This is a genomic window from Pseudomonas sp. CC6-YY-74 (genome assembly GCF_002025205.1).
In the GTDB taxonomy this organism is placed as follows: Bacteria; Pseudomonadota; Gammaproteobacteria; order Pseudomonadales; family Pseudomonadaceae; genus Aquipseudomonas; species Aquipseudomonas paeninsulae.
This window is the reverse complement of sequence record NZ_CP019947.1, coordinates 4,370,035-4,387,423: the sequence shown is the minus strand read 5'-3', so window position 1 is coordinate 4,387,423 and position 17,389 is coordinate 4,370,035. Positions and strand designations below refer to the sequence as shown.

Here is a 17,389-nt window from a genome sequence, read left to right as displayed (position 1 = left end):
AAAGCCCGCCGAACGGCGGGCTTTGCCAGTCAATCAGGCGCAGTCAGGCGACCGCGACCGGGCGCAGCGAGTAGGTCTTCAGCTGCTCGGCAAACACACGCAGCGACTGGATACCGCTGGCCTCGGCTTCATGGATCCACTGCTTGATCGCTTCGAGCATGTCATTCCCATTGGTGCTGGTTTTGAGCCATATTTGCTGCAGCGCCAGGCGCTTCTCGTAGATCACCTTGAGCGCCTGACTCTGCGCCAGCATGGCGTCGATACGCGCCTGCTGCTGGTCGTGCAACAGGCTCGGCTCGCGGCCCAGTAGGCGCTTGGCGCGGTGGAAGTGATGGCGCACCGAGGCGTCGGCCTTGGCCAGCTCCTGCTTGACCAGCGGACCGATCACCAGCTTGCGGTACTGCGCCATGATCTGGAAACGGTTGTTGAGGATCGCCATGGCGGTGTCCATGTCCAGGTGGCGTTTGCCCTCGATGCGATGGGCGATCGGCGCCACGCGCTGCACCTTGGCCAGCCCGAACAAGCTGAACAGCTGGATCCAGGCCCAGCCCATGTCGAACTCCCACTTGCGCACCGACAGCTTGGCCGAGTTGGGATAGGTATGGTGATTGTTGTGCAGTTCTTCACCGCCGATCAGGATGCCCCAGGGCAGCAAGTTGGTGGCGGCGTCGCGGCATTCGAAGTTGCGATAGCCGACGGCATGACCGAGACCGTTGACCACCCCGGCCGCCCAGACGGGAATCCACATCATCTGGATCGCCCAGACGCTGATGCCGATCACGCCGAACAGCGCCAGGTCGATGAGCGCCATCAGGATCACGCCGCCAAAGGTATAGCGCGAATAGAGGTTGCGCTCGACCCAGTCGTCCGGGCAGTTCTTGCCGTAGATGCGCAGGGTTTCCGGGTTCTTCGCCTCTTGCTGATAGAGCTCGGCGCCGGTGCGCAAGACCGTACCCAGGCCCTTGATCACCGGGCTGTGCGGATCGTCGACGGTTTCGCACTTGGCGTGGTGCTTACGGTGGATGGCGGTCCATTCGCGGGTGTTCTGCCCGGTGGTCAACCACAGCCAGAAACGAAAGAAGTGTTTCAGCGCTGGATGCAGTTCCAGGGCGCGATGGGCCGAATAACGGTGTAAGTACACCGTGACGCCGACAATGGTGATGTGCGTCATCACCAGAACGACCGCGATCAACTGCCAGACCGACAGGTCAAGAAAACCGTTGTACCACATGAGCCGGGTGCCTCTTGAAAGGAAACATGGCGTGACCGAGAGACTCAGGCCACAGTGCATTATCCCTGACACGGATCAGAAAACCAGTTGGTCTTTTAGATAACAATGCCGCGCCGCTACCTGCACTACTATCACAGTGCCCACCTAAAAGAGCCGATCGACACCTTATGAACCTACCCCAAGGAGCGGTTCGCCTGACCCTGACCTACCTGCTGGCTGCCGGCCTGTGGGTCCTCTTCAGTGATGCCCTCCTGGCCAGCCTGGAACTGTCTGCCGAACGTGCCAAACAGCTGCAACTGCTCAAGGGGCTGGGCTTCGTCCTGCTCAGCAGCGTCCTGCTGTATCTGATCCTGTGCTCCCACCTGCGCCTGCAGGAACGCCTGCGCAGAACCCTGCGCGCCAGCGAAGAGCGCCTAAACCTGGCCCTGGAGTCAGCCAAGGAAGGCTTGTGGGACTGGGACCTGCGCAGCAACGGGGTATTTTTCTCGCCGACCTATGCCTCCCTGCTCGGCCTGCAACCCGCCGCACTGGGCAACACCCGGGTGCGCTGGTTGCAGCAACTGCACCCCGACGACCTCGCCCAGCATGAGCAAACCATCGCCACTATCCTGGACAACGCCAGCCAGGAGGCCTTCGAGGTGACCTTGCGCATGCGCCACCAGAATGGCGACTACCGCTGGATCCAGTCACGCGGGCAGTTGCAGCTCGACGCTCAGGGCCGACCGGAGCGCTTTATCGGCACCGCCAGCGATATCAGCCAACGCCGCGCCAATGAACACAGCCTGCGCCAGGCCGCCGCCGTATTCGACGCGACCCAGGACGGGGTGCTGGTCACCGACAGCGACCAGCAAATCGTCCACGTCAACCCGGCCTTTACCCGGATCACCGGCTACAGCCCCGAGGAAATCATCGGTCGTCAACCCAGCTTCCTGAGCTCGGGCCGGCATGACCAGGCGTTCTACCAACGCCTGTGGCAGGCGCTGGCTGGCCGGGGCAATTGGAGCGGAGAAATCTGGAACCGGCGCAAGAACGGCGAAATCTACCCACAGTGGCAGCGCATCCGCGCCATTCACGACGAGCAAGGCGAGCTTAGCCACTACGTCGCGGTGTTCTCCGACATCAGCGCGTTGAAGCGCTCGCAGGGCGAACTGGACCACCTGGCCCACCATGACCCGCTGAGCGGCCTGCCCAACCGCCTGCTGTTCACCGAGCGGGTCGAAAACGCCATCAAACGCGCCAAATCTGCACAGCAAGGCGCGGTCCTGCTGATCGACCTCGATCACTTCAAACACATCAATGAAAGCCTGGGCCACAACATCGGCGACCTGTTGCTCAAGGCGGTCGGCGAGCGGCTGGCCGCACAACTGGGCGAAGGCATGACCCTGGCGCGCCTGGGCGGTGACGAGTTCGGCCTGCTCTGCGAGCACTGCCTGGATGCCTCCCAGGCTGCCAGCCTGGCCCAGCAACTGCTGAACAGCCTGGGCGCGCCTTTCAGCCTCGACAAACATGAGTTCTACATCAGCGCCAGCATCGGCATCAGCCTGTTTCCCGGCGATGCCGAAAACCTCGAGCAGGTCCTGCGCAATGCCGACTCGGCGCTGTCCAAGGCCAAGAGCAGCGGGCGCGAAGGCTACGCCTTCTACACCCAGGAGCTGACCGAGTTCGCCCGCCACCGCGTCGAGCTGGTCAGCGCCCTGCACCACGCGCTGGATAACCAGGAACTGCGCGTCTACTACCAACCTTTGCATGACCTGGCCAGCGGCGAGCTGATCGGCGCCGAGGCGCTGGTACGCTGGCAGCATCCGCAACGCGGCCTGGTAGCCCCCGGGGAGTTCATCCCGGTCGCCGAAGACAGCGGCCTGATCGGCGCCATCGACGCCTGGGTACTGCAACAAGCCTGCCGACAGATGGTCCGCTGGCAACATCAAGCCCAGGCGCCGCGGTTCGTCGCCGTCAACGTCTCCAGCCGGCTGTTCAGCCGCGGCGGGCTGGATCTGCAGGTGGCCCAGGTGCTGGCCGACACCGGCCTGGACCCCGCCTGCCTGGAGCTGGAAGTCACCGAAAGTACGGTGATGGACAACCCGGATGCGGCCTTGGCGTTGCTCGAGCGCCTGCGCGCTCTGGGGATCCGCCTGGCCATCGACGACTTCGGCACCGGTTACAGCTCCCTGGCCCGGCTCAAGCGCCTGCCCGTGCACAAACTCAAGCTCGACATAAGTTTCGTCCGTGGCCTGCCCCACGACAGCGACGATGCCGCGATTACCCGCGCGGTGGTCGCCTTGGGCCACAGCCTGGACCTCAAGGTTCTGGCCGAGGGTATCGAACGGCCGGAGCAGATGGAGTTCCTCCGCCAGATCGGCTGCGACTATGGTCAAGGCTATCTGTTCGGCCGCCCACAACCGGTCGAACCCGACCCGGAACCAGCCGTAGCGGCGCCCTGATCAATCAAGCATCATGGCCAGCAGAACCAGGGAAGAACTGAGACCTATGCGGGTAATGATTCTCGAAGACGATCACTGGATCGCCGACCTGCTCAAACAGATCGTTTTGAGCCTGCGCCCGAGCGCTGAGATCGTCTGCCTGGGCAGCGTGGCCGAGGCACTGGCGGACTGGCAACAACAGCCCAGCGATCTGGTGATCAGCGGCTGGGACCTGCCGGATGGCGAAGGCACTCGGCTGCTCAAACAGGTGCGCCAGCACAATCACGAAGTGCCACTGGTGATGATCACCAGTCGCACCGACCGCAGCAGCGTGGTGAAAGTCCGCGCACTGGGCATCAGCGCCTTCATCGGCAAGCCCTTCCAGGCCTCGCGCGTAGCCGCCAGCCTGGACGAGTTGCTGCCTGTGGCTGCGGCAGAGCATCACGCGGCCCGCGCCGTCGGCGACGAAGACTTCCTGACTTACCTGCAACAACTGCCGACCGACGAGCTGGATATGCCCCTGAGCAAGGGCATCCGCGATCGCCTCCTGCAAAGTTTCAAGGGCGAGCAACTGAACCTGCGCGAGCTGGCCGAAGACTGGCGCCACGACCCGGCCCTGAATGCCCGACTGCTGACCGTGGCCAACAGCAGCGCCTACCACGGCGCCGGCCGCCCCTGCATCAGCCCGCTAGAAGCGCTGCAGAAACTCGGTGCGGCGACCAGCCTCAACCTGGCCATGGCCCTGGCCTTGCGCCAATCCAGCGCCCTGGATAACCCGCTGTTGCGCAGGCTTGCCGAGGGCCATCTGGATGCCTGCGAACGCCTGGCGGAAACCAGCATCGCCCTGGCCCGCTTGTGCAACCTGGATCCGGCGCCGTTTCATTGCGCGGCACTGCTGCACCGCATGGGCGAGCTCGGCGTGCTCTACCTGGCTCAGGCCTGGGAAAATCGCGGCCATAGCCTCAGCGAGGAGCCGCTATTGCTGGCCCTGGGCCAATTCAGTGCACCCTTCGCCATTGCCATGAAAGTACGCTGGCAGCTGCCCATGGCCCTGCGCGAACTGATTGGCGCCTGCTATGGCCTGCCCAACATCAGTGTCAAGCGCGAGGTAGTACTCATGCGTCTGGCCGCCTGTGAACAGGATCCCGCTGCCGACAGCAAGGATCAGGCCCGCCTGCGTCGCCTCGCCGGGCTGGCCTGAATGCAGCCAGTTCGCTCAGGATGTTGCGCATGAACACCAGCAAAGTATCCGCCGCGATCCGCTGGATAGTCGGCCTTGGCAGCCTCGCCCTGGCGCTGTTCTTTGCCGCTCTGGGCTGGCTCGCCCTGAACGATCGGGAAACTTTCTGGCAACTGCAGATGACCAAGCAGGCCGATTTTCAGCGCCAGGCCCTGCACAGCACCCAGCGGCGCCAGCGCGATCAGGCGCAGCTGCTGGCCGAGAGCATTGCCGCCGACTCCTGGGTCATCGAACTGGTGCGCCAGGCCTATGCCCTGCACAACGGCAACGACCCGGACCAGGCCACTGCGAAGGCCATCCGCAACCCGCTCTACACCCGCCTGGCTCCGCGCTGGCGCCACCTGCAGGCCAGTCACCCATTCAAGCTCTACATTCATCTCGCGCCCACGGCAGAAGTGCTACTGCGCGTGCATCAACCCACGCAGTTTGGTGACCAGCCCAACGGCCATCCTTCGATGCTCAGCGACGCCTTGCATGACCAGCAAAACAAGGCCGGCCTGGATCTTGGCGGCGACAGCCTGGTGATGCGTGCGGTAACCCTGCTGCAGGTGGAAGGCACACGCAAAGCCCTAACCGTCGGCGCCGTGGAAGTCACCCAGAGCCTGCACAGCGATTTGCAGCAGCTGGATCAGGAACTGGATTCCGGCATCGCCTTGCTGGTCAAGCGCGCCGCGCAACCGCCAGCGCGCAGCGCTGAAGGGCTGCCTAGCCTGGCCGAGGACGCCGCCGAATGGACCCTTGAAGGCTTCTCGCGCGGCCAGGTGCAGCGCTGGCAAACCCAACAGTTGTTGCCCGCACCTGCCGCCGGCAACACGCTCAAATTGCTCGAAGACCAGGGTCGCACCTACCTGCTCAATCAAGTGCTACTGCCCGACTATTTGTCAGCCGTCACACCCAGTCAAAGCACCTCGGCCATCGCCCTGACCTGGCGCGATATCAGCGCACAGCTCGCGCGCCACCAGAGCGACCAGCACTGGCTGATCGGCAAATGGCTGCTGGCCTGGTTCGGCGCAGAAGCCCTGCTTCTGTTGCTGCTGCTGAGCACCCGTCACGCCAGCCAGGTATTGACCCGCCGCCACCGCGACGAGCTGCAGCACAAGCACCGGCAAAGCGAGCAGTCGCGTCAGTTGCTGGCGGTGATCGCCCAGGCCCAGGCGGCCTATATCACCGCACAAAACCAGCACGAATCCTTCAATGCGCTGCTTGAGCGCATCCTCGAACTGACCGCCAGCCAGTTCGGCTTCATCGGCGAAGTGCTTGAGGATGAACAGGGCGCGCCCTACCTGCACACCTACAGCATCAGCAATATTGCCTGGGACAGCGCCAGTGCCGCGTTCTATGCCGAACGCTCGGCGCAGGGCATGGAGTTGCGCAATCTCGACACGTTGTTCGGCCAGGTGATGCGCAGCGGCGAGGCGCTGATCAGCAATCAGCCTGCGCAGCATCCGCATAGCGGCGGTTTACCGGCCGGGCATCCGCCGCTGCTGGCATTTGCCGGCCTGCCCATTCATGCCCATGGTCAGCTGGTGGGTATGCTCGGCCTGGCCAACTGCGCCGATGGTTATCAGGACGCCCTGGCCGAGCAGCTGCAACCCTTGCTCGCCACCCTGGGTCAGTTGATCGAGGCGCTGCGCCGCGACGTGCAACGCGAACAGGCGCAGCAGCATCTGCAGCGCCAGCAAGCGGCCCTGCGCGCACTCAACGAGATTGCCGCCCTGCCCACCCTGAGCAGTCAAGAGCAACTGCGCCAGGCTCTGCAACTGGGCGCCAGCTTCTACCAGGTGCCACTGGCGATCATCAGCCAGATCGAGGCCGATGATTACCAGGTGCGGGTTCAGGTATCACCAGCGGGCGCCCTGAGTGACGGCCAGCACTTTCCCCTGGGCGACACCTACTGCAGCCTCACCCTGCACAGCGATGCAGTGCTGGCCATCGACTGCATGGGCCAATCGGCTCACGCCACTCACCCCTGCTACCCGCTGTTTGCCCTGGAAACCTATATCGGCACCGCCATCTGGGTCGCGGGCCAGCGTTTCGGCACCCTGTGCTTCGCCTCACCCGAGGTGCGCAGCCAGCCATTCGATGAGGCCGACCGCGAGTTCCTTCGCCTGTTCGCTCGCTGGGTCGGCGCCACCCTCGACCGCCAGCAGCAGGAGCAGACCCGGCAGTCCCTGCTGGAGCGCCTGGATCAGGCCCAGCAGATCGCCCGCCTGGGCCACTGGCAAGCCAATCTGCTGACTGGCGAGCTGGACTGGTCGGACACCATCTTCGCCATCTTCGGTTACGACCCTCAGGGTTTTACCCCGAACACCGAGGCGTTCAAGCGCGCTGTGCACCCCGAGGATCGGGCCCTGGTCGAGGCCAGCGAACAACGGGCGCTGGCAGGCGGCTTACACGACGTGGTGCATCGCATCCTGCGCCCCGATGGCGAGATCCGCTGGGTGCATGAACTGGCCCGCCTGCAGCCCGACGAACAGGGCCGCATGACCCGCCTGGCCGGCACCGTGCAGGACGTCAGCGAGCTCAAGCAGCGCGAAGCCCAGGTGCAAGAAGCCCGCGCCTTCCTCCAGGCCGTGCTCGATTCGGCTACCGGGGTCTCCATCATCGCCACCGATGCCAGCGGGGTGATCAGTCTGTTCAATCCTGGCGCCGAACTGCTCCTCGGCTACCGGGCCGCAGAGGTGGTTGGCCAGCACTCACCGATGCTGTTTCACCAGCCCGAAGAGGTGCGTGCCCGCGGCCGCGAACTGAGCCACGAGCTTGGCCGCGAGATCCAGGGTTTCGAGGTGTTCGTCGCCAATATCCAGGGCGGCCATGCGAAAACCCAGCAGTGGACCTATATCCGCAAAGACGGCGAACAACGCATCGTCAACCTGACGATCAACGCCATCCGCAACGAGCAAGACAGTATTCACGGCTACCTGGGCATTGCCACCGATCTCAGTGCCTTGCAGCAGGCCACCCGCGCCCTGCAAAAGAGCGAAAGTCGCTTCCGCGGTATGGTCGCCAACCTGCCCGGGGTGGTCTACCGCTGCCGCCACGATGGCGACTGGACCATGCGCTTCATGGGCGATGAAATCGAGCAACTGAGCGGCTACCCAGTCAGCGACTTTATCGACAACCGGGTACGCAGCTATGCCAGCGTGGTTCACCCGCACGACCGCGCCAGCACCTACGACATCCAGGCGCAAATCTTGCGTCAGGACGTCTTCGAGCTGACCTATCGCTTGCAGCACGCCGATGGTCACAGCGTCTGGGTACGGGAAAAGGGCCGCGGCGAATACGACAATCAGGGCAACCTGCTGTGGCTGAACGGATTCATCTGGGACATCAGCGAACGCAAGCAGATCGAGGACGAACTCAAGCTCAGCCAGCAACTGTTCAGCAGTGCCTTCAACACCGCGCCCCAGGGCATGGCCCTGGTCAGTCCCGAGGGGCGCTGGCTGGAAGTCAACGACGAGCTCTGCCGCATGCTCGGCTACAGTCGCGCGCAATTGCTGGCCAGCGACTTCCAGCAGATCACCCACCCCGACGACCTGACCACCGACCAGGAGAATGTCGCGGCGCTGCTGGCCGGACGGAGCAATGGCTACCAGATGGAAAAGCGTTACCTGGATCGCCAGGGCCGGACCATCTGGGTACTGCTCAGCGTCTCGCTGGTGCGCGATGACGATGGCCGACCGGTGCACTTCATCTCACAGATCCAGGACTTCAGCGAGCGGGTCGCCGCCGAGCGCGCCGTCCGCGAACGCGAGCACTACCTGCACACCCTGCTCGACAACGTCTTGGACGCCATCATCACCATCGATGAACAGGGCAATATCGATACCTTCAACCGCGCCGCGGAACAGCTGTTCGGCTACAGCCTGGCCCAGGTGGCAGGCCGCAACGTCAGCCTGCTGATGCCCGAACCGGAGCGCTCGGCCCACGATAGTTACCTGGCGCGTTACCAGCAAACCGGCGAGACCCGGCTGATCGGCACGGTGCGCGAGTTTAAGGGCCTGCGCCGCAATGGCGAGCAGTTCGCCATGGAGCTGGCCGTGTCGCAGATCAGCCACCAGGGCCAGCGGCGCTTCATCGCGGTGATCCGCGATATCAGCGAACGCAAGCGCATCGAACAGATGAAAAGCGAGTTCGTCTCCACCGTCAGCCACGAACTGCGCACCCCGCTGACCGCCATCGCCGGTTCCCTCGCCCTGATCAACGGCGGCGTGCTCGGCGCGGTGCCGGCGGCCATGCAGCAGATGCTGACGATTGCCCAGGACAACAGCCAGCACCTCAGCCAGCTGATCAACGACCTGCTGGACATGGACAAACTGGTGGCCGGCAAGATGCCGATCGAGCTGAATGAGCAGCCCCTGCAGCCATTGCTCGCACAGGCCATCGCGCAGAACCAGCCGTATGCCAGCCAGTATCGGGTGCAGCTGCAGCTGCTCGACGCCCTGCCGGCCACCCAGGTACGGGTCGACAGCCAGCGCCTGGCCCAGGTACTGGCCAACCTGCTGTCCAATGCGGCCAAGTTCTCGCCCGCCGGACAGCCTGTCGAGGTTGCCGTGCAACAGCGGGGTGACCAGGTGCGGGTCAGCGTGCGCGACCACGGCCAAGGTATTCCCGAGGCATTCAAGACGAGCATCTTCGCCAAGTTCTCCCAGGCCGATGCCAGCAACACCCGGCAGAAAGGCGGCACCGGCCTGGGTCTGGCGATCAGCAAGGAGCTGATCGAACGCATGGGCGGGCAGATCGGCTTCGACTCGCTCGCAGGCCAGGGCGCGACCTTCTGGTTCGAACTCCCCGATGCGAGGCTGGCATGAGCAGTGCTATCCAACAAACGGCCCGCTCGCAGCGCCGCCAAACGCTGAACTGGGCTATCAGCCTGGGCCTGCTGCTGGTGCTGGTGCTGGGCGTCGAACTGTTACTGCAGCAATATGCCTTGCGTCAGCTGCAAGCCAACCAGCAAGCGCTCGCCGCCCATACCGGCGAGGTGCGTGTGGTGCTGCTCGCCGAGCTGAATGCCACCTTGCACCTCGCCAGTGGCCTGGCCGCCTATATCCCGGCCAAGCAGGGCCAGATAGACCCACAGGAACTCAAACCCTGGCTGGAGGGGCTGCTCCAGCAAGGTCGACACATTCGCAATATCGGCCTGGCGCCAGACAATCGCATCACCTTGGTCTACCCGCTGGCCGGCAACGAAGCCGCGCTCGGCCTTTATTATCCCGATCAGGCCGAGCAATGGCCCGCGGTGCAGCGCATCATCGCCAGTCGCACCGCCAATCTCGACGGCCCACTGCCACTGGTTCAGGGCGGGACAGGCCTGATCTATCGAGTGCCGGTATTTCTCGATGACCAGCGCTACTGGGGCATGATCAGCACGGTCATCGACTTCGACCAGCTGTATGCCCAGGTTGCGGAGGTTGCCCGCCAGCACGGCATTGCGATCAGCCTCCAGCCACTTGCCAGCCTGGCGCAGACCGCCACCGCGCCTGACACCGCCCACGTCAAGCTACCGATTGTGCTTGCCGGCGCCAACTGGCAACTTGAGGCCCACTACCTGATCGCGCCCAAACCTCTGCCTGCCTGGCTACGCCTGCTGGGCTGGAGTCTGGCGCTGATCTGCACCGCTCTGGTCAGCCTGGCGCTGCACGGCCAGCACCGCCAGGCCAGCCTGCTGCTGGCGCTCAGTCAGAGCCAGCAACAGTTTCTCGATGCCTTTGACATGGCGCCGATGGGCTTGGCCCTGCTCGATCAGCAGGGCTGTCTGCTGGCCGCCAACCAGGCCCTTTGCCAGCTGCTGCAACGCAGCCCCGCCACGCTGCTCCACCAGCATCTACGGCAATTCAGCCAGGCGTCCTGTCACCCGCAGTTGAACGCCGAATTGGCGGCAACAACGCCAGGGCACAACCGCAGCTGGCAACAAAACCTACTCGATGCCCGGGGCGAGTCCGTCGCCGTGATGCTCAGTGCCGCGGTCCTGAGTGGCGGCCTGGAGACTGGCGCAACCCGCATTCTGCATATCCAGGACATTCGCGAGAGCAAACGCCTGCTGCGCCTGCAAAACGAATTCATCTCCACCGTCAGCCATGAGCTGCGCACCCCGCTGACCGCCATCATCGGCCCGCTGGAGCTGATCAATGCCGGCGCCCTGGGCGAGGTGCCGGAGGCTTTGCAGCCCATGCTGCAGATCGCCCAGCACAATAGTCAGCGCCTGGTCAGGCTGATCAACGACCTGCTGGACATCGGCAAGTTGGCGGCTGGCAAGATGCAGTTCGATATCCAACCGCTGGCCCTGCAGCCACTGATCGAGCAGGCCCTGCACAGCAACCAGGCGTATGCCGAGAACTATGGGGTCCATCTGCGTCAGCTCGCCAGCTGCGCGGACCGGGTCAGGGTCGACGCTCACCGCCTGCAGCAGGTGCTGGCCAACCTGTTGTCCAACGCCGCCAAATTTTCCCCGCGCGGCGGCGCCGTCGATCTTTATACCGAACGCCGCGGCCAGCATCTGCGCCTCAATGTGCGTGATCGCGGCCCGGGGGTTCCGGCAGCGTTTCAGCAGCAGATTTTTCAAAAATTCGCCCAAGCCGACGCTTCCGACACCCGCCAGAAGGGCGGCACCGGCCTCGGCTTGGCGATCAGCAAAGAGCTGATCGAGCGCATGGGCGGGCGCATCGGCTTCAATTCGCCGCCGGGCCAAGGCGCCACTTTCTGGCTCGAGCTGCCACTGGCCGAATCGGCCACAACGGATCTACCGGCATGAGCCGCGTCCTACTGGAACGCCCGCGCAAGCGCTTATCGGCATGCCGGGACACCACGCACCACGTCGAACCACTGCGCCAGCGCGCTAAGGACCAGCCATGCACATCACCCTGAACCTGGCGAGCGCCGCCTTCTGCGATGAGGGCCGCAAACTGCTGGAGGACACACAGGGCATTGCCTGGCTGGAAAAACCGTTCGCAGAGGCACAGTTGCTGGCGAGCCTGGAGCAATCCCTCGCGGCCGCAGCCCAGCCTCACAGCCAGGAGGCCAGCGACCATGACTCGATGCAATAGGCCGTACCGGCCACGCTCGGCGTTGCGCCAAGCCCCGTCCCGAGCGCGGCGCCGGCCCTCCGTGCCAGCGCACTATCCCTGTGCAAGGACCTGCAGATGAACCGAACCCCCAATGGACCACCCTTGCCCTTCGACGAGGCCGCGCGGCTCGCCGAACTCCAGCGATACCAGTTGCTCGACACGCCCGCCGAGGAGGCCTTCGACGACCTCTCCCAGCTCGCCGCACAACTCTGCGACGCGCCCATCGCCCTGGTCTCGCTGCTCGACGAGCAACGCCAGTGGTTCAAGAGCAAGGTCGGCCTGGACGTCTGCGAGACGCCCCGCGAGCAGGCTTTCTGCGCCCATGCGATCCTCGCCCAGCAGTTGTTCGAAATACCCGATGCCCGGCAAGACCCGCGCTTCGCTGAGAATCCGCTGGTCACCGAGGCGCCGCATATCCGCTTCTACGCCGGCATCCCGCTGACCACCAGTAGCGGACACAACCTCGGCACCCTCTGCGTGATCGACCGCCAGCCGCGTCAGTTGACCACGCCGCAGCGCGACGGCCTGCGCCGCCTCGGTCGCCAGGTCGTGCGCCTATGCGAGCTGCGCCTGAACCTGCGCCGGCACGCCGAACAGACGGCGCTGCAGCGCGCCATCCTCGCCAGCGCCGGCAGCGCGATCATTGCCACCACGGCCACGGGCGAGATCAGCAGCGTCAACCCGGCCGCCGAACACTTGTTCGGCTATGCCCAGCAGTACCTGCTCGGCCGACCCTTTGCCACCACCCTGCTCGACCCCAAGCAACTGGCGGGCCACGCCGAGGCGCTCGGCCAGGAATGCGCGCAGGCCATCGGCGCGGACTTCTCTGTGCTGGCCGCATATGCCGCGCGCGGCCAGGACATGCCGCGCGAATGGACCTTATTACGCCAGGACGGCAGCCAGCTGCCAGCCTTGCTGACAGTCTCCGCGGTACGCGATGAGGGCGGCGGCCTGCTCGGTTTCGTCGCCATCGCCCAAGACCTGAGCCAGCGCGAACAGGCCCTGCAGCGCCTGCGGCAGATCGCCGCGCAGTTACCCGGCATGGTGTTCCAGGCGCTGCTGACCGAGCGGGGCACGGTGCGTTTTCCCTACGCCAGCGAGGGCATCGCGGACATCTATGGGCTGAGCCCAGCCGATGTCCGCGAGCATAGCAAGGCGGTGTTCGCGGTCATCCATGAGGACGATCGCGCCAGCGTTGCCGACGCCATCCGCGACTCGGCCAGAGCGCTGAGCCAGTGGCACCAGGAATACCGCGTGCGCCATCCCAGCAAGGGCCTGATCTGGGTCGAAGGCAAAGCCACTCCCCAGCACCAGGCCGATGGCTCGGTGATCTGGCATGGGGTGATCAGCGACATCAGCGCGCGCAAGCACCAGCAGCAGGAACTGGAACAGCAGCAGGAGATGAACCGGCGCCTGCTCGAGGCGCTCGCCGAAGGGGTGATCGCCTGCGATGCCCAGGGCCAATTAACCCTGTTCAATGATACCGCCCGGCAATGGCATGGCACCGATGTCAGCCTGCTCGCGCCCGAGCAATGGGGCGACTACTACGACCTGTTCGAGGCCGACGGCCAGACTCCGCTGGCCAGCGCCAAGATCCCCCTGCTACGGGCGCTGCAGGGCGAGCGGGTGCGCGACGCGGAAATCAGCATAGTCGCCAAGGGCCAGGCGCCGCGCTTCGTCACCTCCAACGCCGACCCGCTGTATGCCCCCGATGGCCGCCAGCTCGGCGCCGTCGTGGTGATGCACGACATCACCGAGCGCAAGCGCAGCGAGCGCATGCAGCGCGAGTTCGTCTCCACGGTCAGCCATGAGCTGCGCACACCGCTGACCTCGATCTCCGGTTCGCTCGGCCTGATCCAGGGCGGTGCGCTCGGTGAGCTGCCGGAGAACATGCGCCAGATGCTCGATATCGCCCATCACAACAGCCTGCGCCTGAGTCATTTAATCAACGACCTGCTGGACATGGACAAGCTGGTGGCCGGAAAGATGAACTTCGAACTGCGCAGTCTGCAACTGGACCTCCAGCTCGACGAGAGCCTGGCGAGCAACCAGGCCTATGCCGACCTGCATGGCGTGCAGCTGGTGCAGGCGCGGGGGCCGGCACTTCAGGTGCGGGCCGATGCCATGCGCGTGCAGCAGGTGCTGGCCAACTTCCTCTCCAATGCCATCAAGTTTTCCCCGCACGGCGCCCAGGTGTGCCTGAGCAGTGAGCTGCGCGAGCAACGCCTGCGGGTCAGCGTCAGCGACCAGGGCCCCGGTATTCCGACGGAATTCCGCGAGCGGATGTTCCAGAAGTTCTCCCAGGCCGACGCCACCGACAGCCGGCAGAAAGGCGGCACCGGGCTGGGCCTGGCGATCAGCAAGGAGCTGATCGAACGCATGGGTGGGCGCATCGGCTTCGACTCGATCGAGGGCCAGGGGGCGACCTTCTGGTTCGAACTGCCGCTGCTGGAGGCCACGAACCTGGCGAGCGACGCCGAAGAGGCTGAGCGACCCTGCTTGCTGGTGATCGAAGATGAAGCCGATATCGCCCAGCTGCTGCGCCAGCTCCTGAGCCACGCCGGCTACCGGGTGATGTTGGCCGCCAGCCTGGAGCAGGCCCGGGCACTGCTGGCCGAGCACCGTTTCGCCGCCGTCACCCTGGATTTGCGCCTGCCGGACGGCAATGGCCTGCAGTTGATCCGCGAGTTGCGCAACGATCCGGCCACCGAGGCGCTGCCGGTGCTGGTGATCTCCGCCGCCTGCGACGAGGGCCGCCTGAGTCTGAACGGCAGTTTCCAGGCCATCGACTGGCTGGACAAGCCGATCGACCGCCACAGCCTGCTGGCCCGCCTGCGCCAGGCCCTGCACGGGCTACCGGAAAAACCCCGGGTGCTGCATATCGAGGACGATGCCGACTTGCGTCAGGTGATTGCCGAACAGGGCCGCACGCTGGCCGATTTCGTCTCCGCCAGCAGCCTCACCGAGGCCCGCCAACTGCTTAGCCAAGGCAGCTACGACCTGATTTTGCTGGACCTCAGCCTGCCCGACGGCAACGGCCTGGAACTGCTCGAAGAACTCCACCAGCACCATCCTGGAGTGCCCGTGGTGGTACTCTCCGCCCAGGATCTGCCGGCCGAACGCCTCGGCCAGGTCGAGGCCACCCTGGCCAAATCGCGCACCAGTGCGCAACACTTCCTGCACTTGCTCGCCCGCCTACTACCCGCCATGGAGAATCGGCATGCCTGAACTGACCCGCATCCTGCACGTGGAAGACGACCCGTCGATCCAGGCCGTGGCCAAAGTCGCGCTGGAGGCCGTCGGCGGCTTTCGGGTACTCAGTTGCTCGTCTGGCCAGGAAGCGCTGGACCAGATCCAGGGGTTTGCGCCGGATTTCATCCTGCTGGATGTGATGATGCCCGGCATGGATGGACCGCAAACCCTGATCAAACTCAGCGCACTGGTGGACATCGGGCTGATCCCGGTGGCCTTCATGACGGCCAAGGTGCAGCCGGCAGAGATCGAGCACTACCGCAGCCTGGGTGCCCTCGACGTGATCATCAAGCCCTTCGACCCGATGCAACTGGCCGCCCAGGTCCGGCAAATTTGGAGCCGTGCACATGGCTGAACAACCCCGCCCGACCAGCGAACTGCAGTGCCAGCTGCAACTGCTCAGCGAAAAATTCGCCGAGCGCCTGGCCCAGGAACTGCCCGAACTGGCCAGCAAGGCCAAACTGCTGCAAGCCGCCGACCACGAGGCGCAACTGCAGCAACTGCGCAGCCTGCGCGATCAGCTGCACAAGCTGGCGGGTGCGGCCGGTACCTTCGGCTTCGCCAGCATCGGCCAACGTGCCCGTGAGCTCGAACAACAGGCCATGCACTGGCTGGAAAGCCTGCGTCTGAAGGGTCAGGACCTGCAGGAATTCATCCACCAGTTGCAGCAGTTCGCCGCGCAAAGCGTGCAGAGCGAGGCGGCGGCGAAAAGCGTCGCACGGCCGAAAACGCCGCTGAAAGCCGAGACGGACGTGCACTGTATCTACATCCTCGAGGACGAGGTCAGCATCGGCGAGAACATGCGCCTGACCCTGGGCAATTTCGGCTACCACGCCGAGCACTTCAGCCGTATCGACGATTTGGACGCGGCGCTGCAACGGCGCCTGCCGGATGCGCTGATCATCGATGTCAACCTGGGCGATTCCGCGCAAACCGGCCTGGTGTATGCCGCCGCCCTGCAACAGCGCCTGGAGCAACCACTGCCGCTGCTGGTGATTACCACCGAGGACGACTTCGCCACCCACCTGGAGGCGGTACGGGTCGGCGCCATGGGTTACTTCACCAAACCGGTGGACATTCCCCAGCTGGAAAACCGTCTGGACCGCTGTTTCGCCCAACAGCAGGGCGAGCCCTACCGGGTGCTGATCGTGGATGACGACCACGACCTGGCCAGCCGCTACAGCCTGATCCTGCGCGGCGCCAACATGCTGGTGGAAGTGCTCGAAACCCCGGCGGGCATCTTCGAAGCCATGAGCCGTTTCAATCCGGAAGTGGTGCTGCTCGACGTCAACATGCCGAACTGCACCGGTCCGGAACTGGCGCAGATCATCCGCTTCAACGACGACTGGCTGCGGGTACCGATCATCTACCTGTCGGCAGAGACCGATATCACCCGGCAAATGAATGCCTTGATCAAAGCCGGCGACGACTTCATCACCAAACCCATCGGCGACAACGCCCTGGTCACCACCGTGTTCTCCCGGGCCCAGCGCGCCCGCCTGCTGAGCATCGCCCTGTCACGCGACAGCCTGACCGGCCTGCTCAAGCATGCCGACATCAAGGAGCAAGTCGGCATTGAGCTGGAACGCGCGCAACGCAGCGGCAAACCGGCCAGCGTGGCGATGCTCGATATCGACTTCTTCAAGAAGGTCAACGACAGCTACGGCCACGTCGCCGGTGACAACGTGATTCGCGCCCTGGCCAACCTGCTGCGCCAGCGCCTGCGCCGGGTCGATAGCCTGGGCCGCTATGGCGGCGAAGAATTTCTCGTGGTGCTGCCCGATTGCACGGCCGATCAGGCTCTGCAGGTTCTCGATGAAATTCGCCAACGCTTTGCCGATCTGCAATTTATCGCTGGCGACAGCGAATTCTCGGTCACCCTGAGCGCCGGCATCGCCTCGACCGAGCAAGCAGCAGACGATGCCGGTGAACTGCTGGAGCGGGCCGACCGCGCCCTTTATGTGGCCAAGCACGGCGGCCGCAACCAGGTCAGTCAATCCTGACCGAGCACCGCTGATAGCAGCGCGCAGCGCCTGGGCCGGCGCTGCTAAATGCCCTTTGGCCTGGTCAATTGCACGCATCGGCTAGCCGTGAGTGGCGGGTAGCCGACCCGTACGCGGGGTAACCGCTTGGCCTTATGAATTAATTAGTGTATTTTTTCATGAAATTTAATTATTTTAAT

Annotated in this window: 9 protein-coding genes; 8 read left to right on the top strand and 1 reads right to left on the bottom strand. The window is 64.5% G+C overall.

Going from position 1 to position 17,389, the window contains the following annotated elements:
- Positions 1–43: 43 nt before the first annotated feature.
- Positions 44–1,231 (bottom strand): delta-9 fatty acid desaturase DesA, encoded by a 1,188-nt coding sequence (gene desA, locus B2D37_RS19860; protein WP_079204324.1) that lies wholly within the window; start codon positions 1,229–1,231, stop codon positions 44–46.
- Between the two features lie 167 nt (positions 1,232–1,398).
- On the opposite strand from desA, the gene B2D37_RS19855 reads away from it, so the two are divergent.
- The 8 genes from B2D37_RS19855 to B2D37_RS19820 all read left to right on the top strand — a co-directional run bounded on the left by B2D37_RS19855 (position 1,399) and on the right by B2D37_RS19820 (position 17,210).
- Positions 1,399–3,672 (top strand): bifunctional diguanylate cyclase/phosphodiesterase, encoded by a 2,274-nt coding sequence (locus tag B2D37_RS19855; RefSeq protein ID WP_079204323.1) that lies wholly within the window; start codon positions 1,399–1,401, stop codon positions 3,670–3,672.
- Between the two features lie 46 nt (positions 3,673–3,718).
- Positions 3,719–4,852 (top strand): HDOD domain-containing protein, encoded by a 1,134-nt coding sequence (locus B2D37_RS19850; protein ID WP_079204322.1) that lies wholly within the window; start codon positions 3,719–3,721, stop codon positions 4,850–4,852.
- A gap of 29 nt (positions 4,853–4,881) precedes the next feature.
- Positions 4,882–9,702, top strand: a complete 4,821-nt coding sequence (locus B2D37_RS19845; RefSeq protein WP_218190339.1) for a PAS domain S-box protein — start codon at positions 4,882–4,884, stop codon at positions 9,700–9,702.
- A complete protein-coding gene (locus B2D37_RS19840) occupies positions 9,699–11,642 on the top strand; it encodes an ATP-binding protein (protein ID WP_256573102.1) in 1,944 nt (647 codons plus the stop codon). The genes B2D37_RS19845 and B2D37_RS19840 overlap by 4 nt, the downstream gene beginning before the upstream one ends.
- Positions 11,643–11,739: 97 nt before the next feature.
- Positions 11,740–11,934, top strand: a complete 195-nt coding sequence (locus tag B2D37_RS19835) for a hypothetical protein (protein WP_079204320.1) — start codon at positions 11,740–11,742, stop codon at positions 11,932–11,934.
- A gap of 96 nt (positions 11,935–12,030) precedes the next feature.
- Positions 12,031–15,183 carry a response regulator gene (locus B2D37_RS19830; protein ID WP_079204319.1) on the top strand — a complete coding sequence of 1,051 codons (3,153 nt, stop codon included), beginning with the start codon at positions 12,031–12,033 and terminating at the stop codon, positions 15,181–15,183.
- The gene (locus B2D37_RS19825; RefSeq protein WP_079204318.1) at positions 15,176–15,562 is read left to right on the top strand and encodes a response regulator; all 387 of its coding nucleotides are present in this window, start codon (positions 15,176–15,178) and stop codon (positions 15,560–15,562) included. Before B2D37_RS19830 ends, B2D37_RS19825 begins: the two co-directional genes overlap by 8 nt.
- Positions 15,555–17,210 carry a diguanylate cyclase gene (locus B2D37_RS19820; RefSeq protein ID WP_079204317.1) on the top strand — a complete coding sequence of 552 codons (1,656 nt, stop codon included), beginning with the start codon at positions 15,555–15,557 and terminating at the stop codon, positions 17,208–17,210. Before B2D37_RS19825 ends, B2D37_RS19820 begins: the two co-directional genes overlap by 8 nt.
- The last annotated feature ends 179 nt before the right edge of the window (positions 17,211–17,389 follow it).

Excerpts from the sequence above, each read along its gene's own strand:
- B2D37_RS19830 (WP_079204319.1), top strand. The coding sequence starts at position 12,031 with ATGAACCGAACCCCCAATGGACCACCCTTGCCCTTCGACGAGGCCGCG.
- B2D37_RS19825 (WP_079204318.1), top strand. The coding sequence starts at position 15,176 with ATGCCTGAACTGACCCGCATCCTGCACGTGGAAGACGACCCGTCGATC.
- B2D37_RS19835 (WP_079204320.1), top strand. The coding sequence starts at position 11,740 with ATGCACATCACCCTGAACCTGGCGAGCGCCGCCTTCTGCGATGAGGGC.
- B2D37_RS19845 (WP_218190339.1), top strand. The coding sequence starts at position 4,882 with ATGAACACCAGCAAAGTATCCGCCGCGATCCGCTGGATAGTCGGCCTT.
- B2D37_RS19855 (WP_079204323.1), top strand. The coding sequence starts at position 1,399 with ATGAACCTACCCCAAGGAGCGGTTCGCCTGACCCTGACCTACCTGCTG.
- B2D37_RS19840 (WP_256573102.1), top strand. The coding sequence starts at position 9,699 with ATGAGCAGTGCTATCCAACAAACGGCCCGCTCGCAGCGCCGCCAAACG.
- desA (WP_079204324.1), bottom strand. The coding sequence starts at position 1,231 with ATGTGGTACAACGGTTTTCTTGACCTGTCGGTCTGGCAGTTGATCGCG.
- B2D37_RS19820 (WP_079204317.1), top strand. The coding sequence starts at position 15,555 with ATGGCTGAACAACCCCGCCCGACCAGCGAACTGCAGTGCCAGCTGCAA.
- B2D37_RS19850 (WP_079204322.1), top strand. The coding sequence starts at position 3,719 with ATGCGGGTAATGATTCTCGAAGACGATCACTGGATCGCCGACCTGCTC.